This window comes from Methanospirillum sp. (genome assembly GCF_028679455.1).
Classification (GTDB): Archaea; Halobacteriota; Methanomicrobia; order Methanomicrobiales; family Methanospirillaceae; genus Methanospirillum.
Genome location: NZ_JAJRBM010000435.1, coordinates 1 through 4,811, shown reverse-complemented (window position 1 = coordinate 4,811; position 4,811 = coordinate 1). Strand labels below are relative to the sequence as shown.

The following is a 4,811-nucleotide window of genomic DNA, read 5'->3' as shown; positions in this document are numbered from 1 at the left end:
CCCATAAACACGATGATTTTGTACCATAATTGGGTGATTACATGAAGTTTTGAGGAGAAAATCTTCAACTGTCAAATACCATTTCCCGATGAAATTCTGGAAAAATTTGATCACGATAGTGAATGATCTCATTGAGTGTCTGAAGTCAAAGTGGCAAACTTAGGTGACAACGCCGGAACTGGAAGCATACCGGGAAGAGATACCTTTGTTAGAAAATTAATAGTGAATTAATATCGCCTCTGACCCGGGATCGAATCTCTTTATTCAGGATTACAGTTGTAGAGATTAATATCAGGAATCGAGGGTGAAGTAGATGAACTACCAGTAGATAGAATCAGTATCATTGATTGATATCGTGAGTATCTCTTGATTTTCATCTTTTTATGCTCGAATACGGTAACCGGAAGAATTACTCAAATATAAGAAGCGAGATCTACTAACAGATTTTCATCTCCATTCCTTCACATTCCAGATAATGTATCCCCCATATCCTGATTTCGTCAAATACCGGGAAAAGAGCGTTCCCATATTCAGTAAGGGAATATTCTACGCGGGGAGGCACTTCAGGAAATACAACCCGTGATATAATCTTTCGGGTCTCAAGTTCCCGGAGATGACTGGTGAGAGTATTTGAATTCACCCCATGCATCTTTTTTTGTAGATCTGAGAACCGTAGGGTATGATTTTTGAGATTCCAGATAATGAGAATTTTCCATTTGTTCCCCATTATCTCTATAAATAAATCAACAACACATTTAGATTTAATTTTTGTTTTAGGCATATTCTCACAATAGTTATTTTTTAATAACAATATTATAATTTTCTACCTACACTGAATAAATAATTATAGGGACAATGTATTTTTTGTCATGAAGGGAGTCAATCAATGGAGAATTATTGTCCGCAATGCGTAAGATGTAACGTTCTTCGATGTGGCCATACAGAAAAGAATCAGATTGTACCTGCTTCCTGTCCTACGGAGAAGTATCCTGATTTAATCGAAGAAACGAAAGAAAAATATCTGCTCCCTGAGAACCAGGCCGTAATTCAGGGTTGGTTTGGGTTGATAAGCAAAGTTCTGGATCCTAAAAAACCGAGAGAAAAACTGTCATGGACAAGAGTAGACGAAATTATGGAGTATGCAACAATACGGGGAATGAGCAGGCTGGGCATTGCCACGTGTTATGCATTAATGCATGAATCAAGATTACTCTCTGATATTCTGGAAAATAACGGATTTGAAGTAGCCTCCGTGTCATGTCTCTGTGGTGAAATGAATCCACAGGATATGGGTATGCCAGGGAATATATTCTGCAATCCCATTATGCAGGCTGAAGTGCTCAACCGGGAAAAGACAGAACTCAATCTCATGGTAGGACTTTGTGTAGGGCATGATATCCTGTTCCTGCGTCATTGCACCGCTGAAACAACACCGCTTATTGTCAAAGACCGAGCTCTTGGACACAATCCGGTTGCCGCTTTGTATTTAAGCCAGAACCTGTTTTATAATGATAGATTCATCAGAAGAACAGATTGAATTGGTGTATGGAATATCGATATAATTATAGGATACGGTGCCGGGATCCCGCGATAAATCCGAAGGGTAATCGGGGATGAAGGATGGTTGAGTAGAAGAATCCCGTTTTTTTTCACCGATATAGAATAATTTTTCAGTTATTTTTGTTATTCGATGTGATATGCGAATGTCCGGCTTTTTCTGCAAGCACCGGAACGCACCCGATGAGCCAGAACAATACAAGAGTCATACGAAGGAACGTTTCAATCTGTGGGCTCATGGCTGTGACTCCAATTTCTTTCAACCCGATCTGGAGTATGGCATTTACAAGCAGAACTGAGGCCGTACCTATCATCAAAACTCCTGCACGTATTTTTATAATGGTGGAAGGGTTCCAGCCACCCCGGGATAAGAGGAACTCATAGCCGAGGAGGCTGCCAAGGATAATTCCTGAAGCTCCTACGGAGAACTGGATGATATCGGGATGAATAGCTTTTCCGGACTGCAATTTTGCGAGTTCAAGCCAGGGACCAGGGAGTTGCCATTCGCCAAGTGAGATGTAGGCAGGGATCACAAGGACCAGCGGAATCGTAGCTACAAGGAGGCAGAACACAAGCCGTGTCGGTCGTGACAACCGGGCAGCGTACGCTTCAACTTTTGATACGAGAAACAAAAAAACTGCCAGGAGGAGAAAACCGATGATCCATCCGCCAATGGTGTCCAGAAAAAAATGGATCCCTGAAAAGATCCTGACTATACTGGTGATAAGGAGCAGAATAATACAGAGCAGCACGACCCAGAACCGCCTGATGATCACCACGATATATCCATATATGACCGCTCCGTACTGGGCAGCTCCTGAAGGAAACCCAAATGAAGAATGTGCGGATGCGGCTTCAACGGCAGCAAAAACCCAGTATGGCCGTGGGAGGTGGAATGCTAATTTAATTGCCTCGTTAAGGCCGGCATTGATGCCAAATAGCGTTGCAAGCCTCATTCCGTACCGGGGGTGAAGTCCGAAGGTGACGATAGAAAATACAAGAAGGTACCAGGGCATAGTATCAAGAAATTCTCCCTCTACAAAAAAAGAGGTCAGACCTGGAGAGAAATTCTGAACAGAAGCAATGATCCCGGGATCCATCAGAAGGTCAAGAACCATGAAGGAAAATTGATTTGAGAGATGATGAACTTTCGGTTTTATATTTATGAGAAATTTTCCTGTTTAAACCACCGGTTTATATCTAAAGGTCGGAGGGTACTACACCGGCACGGTCCTACTAAAACATACATAATGAGGGAAAGGGGGCCTTATGATGAGTATGGTCGAACTATCATCTTTGCGAATTACCGGATAACAAACTCAGCATAGTACATTTCTTTCTGGTTCGCTGCATCCCAAAGGTTTATCCGGCCGGTGCTTGGGTAGATCTTCTGGTTACATATATCCCATCCGTTTGGCATTGGATTATCATAATCCGGTTTCTGGTTTGTTGCATCCCAGATATTCACATGATAGATTCCGGGGCTCAGCGGTGTTCTGTTATCATTCTTTGCTATCGGTAAACTCCAGTGCTTTAATGTTAGTACGGTCTTCTCTACAGGTCCGGTTATGAGGATGTGATTCTGTGGAGCATCCATAGTCTGTGATGAGTGAGTTCCATCAGCATTAAACCGGATAAGGTTCATTCCGGAAGGATCAAAATTTTCTGAAGAAGATGGAATCAGATTGAAGACTACCTTTCCGGATATATCCTCTTTTGCATAGGAACACACCGAATCCCAGAAACTTTTAGGGAAGATTTCTATCCCAATTGTATCACATGTATAAATGGTAGACGTACCCGTGATCGTTATCGGTTCACCACTGGTATGATTTCCGATGGGATTCATCGTTATTGTTTGATTGTTATCCGCGACCGCGGGAGTCAAACCAATACCCAGGATCAAAAACAGACCTGTAACGAGTATAAAATATTGTCCGATTACTTGTTGTTTCTTGGTAGGAATGTTATATCGGATAGAACGTAACGAATAGTCCATTATTAGATCGCCTCATTTCTCATCATAGATTGGAAATATAGATAATATCTGATTAATAATTAATATTCACTTTTTTGGTTCATTTATTGTTTTTTGTACATCCCTGCACAGACGATATACTCCTTATCGTCGCTACCCGTTGCAAGCTGGCTTCTGGTAGTCTTCCAGAACAAACCGGATTCAGCAGGACTGCTATAGATATAATCCACCCATTCGGTTCCGTTTGTAAAGGCTCCCTGAACAAGCTGGTCCCTGAATGGTACACCGGCAACATCCACTTTATTATGATAGTTAAGCCCGATCATTCTGGCGTTATCAGCGTGGGCAATCATGTTCACATCGGGATCATAGACAAAGACATAGAGGTCAGGCTTTTCTGCACTTTTATATGGCGGCTGGCCTGCATTGATACGCTGTATCGTTCCCGGAGCATCACGGGCGAGGTCGGTAGCGGTCTGGTTAACCAGATCTTCGACTTCCTGAACTGTTATATTTGAGTCTGAAAAGGCCGGTTGGACATATCGGTACAGGATCTGGTCGTACATACTGACTCCGGATGTATCCTTTTCAGACTTGAGCAGATCCATGGTGTCCTGAAGTGAATTGATAATCTGGGGGGATGTATTGCGATTAAATGCGATATAAAAGTTATATTTCTTCAGGGTCTGTACCGGAATGATTGCAGATGCATTTGAAGCATACTGGCTTATCAGCTGACGACCCGGGAGTAATGCATATGCCCAGCCATCAACAGAACCATTCTCGAGCATCCTAATCTGTTCTTCGGGGTCGCTTGAGTAGACAATGTCCTTTCCACCGGCATTCACGAGAGTGGTTGCAGCAATGTCTTCGGTAATGGTTGCAATCTTCATCTCTGACGGACTTACGTTTCTGAACCTGTCAGCAGAGTCACGGAGAGCAAATATGACAACCGGCGTCTGATCTACCGGACCTGCCCATCTGAACAGATCTTCACGTTCCGGAGATCTGGCAAGGATTGCAAGAGCAGTTCCATTTTGTGTCATGGTTTTCTTGTATACATCCTCCCAGGTCCCAAAGGTGAAGTGTTCGTCTGGAATCCGGGTGCCATAGACTGAAGCAATATATCGAAGAATATCTATTGATATTCCCTTCGGAGTTCCATTCTCTATGAATGTGTATGGGTAATATCCTTCAGTGAGATACTGCGCATGAGAAAGACCGTCTCCAAGCATCCAGGAAGATACAATCTGGTCTAACTCACTCATTCCTCCAT

5 protein-coding genes are annotated in these 4,811 nt (G+C 42.8%); 1 reads left to right on the top strand and 4 read right to left on the bottom strand.

The genetic code is table 11. The features are described 5' to 3' along the window. Window positions 1-436: 436 nt before the first annotated feature. Window positions 437-727: a helix-turn-helix domain-containing protein gene (locus tag LUQ50_RS15005; RefSeq protein ID WP_300041080.1), complete on the bottom strand. Its 291-nt coding sequence runs from the start codon at window positions 725-727 to the stop codon at window positions 437-439. Between the two features lie 159 nt (window positions 728-886). Between LUQ50_RS15005 and LUQ50_RS15000 the strand changes: the two genes are divergently transcribed. Next, window positions 887-1,537, top strand: coding sequence for a DUF1847 domain-containing protein (locus tag LUQ50_RS15000; protein ID WP_300041078.1), 651 nt, complete (start codon window positions 887-889; stop codon window positions 1,535-1,537). 133 nt (window positions 1,538-1,670) lie between these two features. Here LUQ50_RS15000 and LUQ50_RS14995 read toward each other — a convergent pair whose 3' ends face one another. The 3 genes from LUQ50_RS14995 to LUQ50_RS14985 all read right to left on the bottom strand — a co-directional run. Further along, window positions 1,671-2,675: a phosphatase PAP2 family protein gene (locus LUQ50_RS14995; protein ID WP_300041076.1), complete on the bottom strand. Its 1,005-nt coding sequence runs from the start codon at window positions 2,673-2,675 to the stop codon at window positions 1,671-1,673. Between the two features lie 185 nt (window positions 2,676-2,860). Beyond that, complete coding sequence (locus tag LUQ50_RS14990; RefSeq protein WP_300041074.1) at window positions 2,861-3,289, bottom strand: hypothetical protein; 429 nt, start codon at window positions 3,287-3,289, stop codon at window positions 2,861-2,863. A 350-nt stretch (window positions 3,290-3,639) separates the two neighbouring features. Further along, a partial coding sequence (locus LUQ50_RS14985; RefSeq protein WP_300041072.1) for a transporter substrate-binding domain-containing protein occupies window positions 3,640-4,811 on the bottom strand: 1,172 nt, incomplete at its 5' end.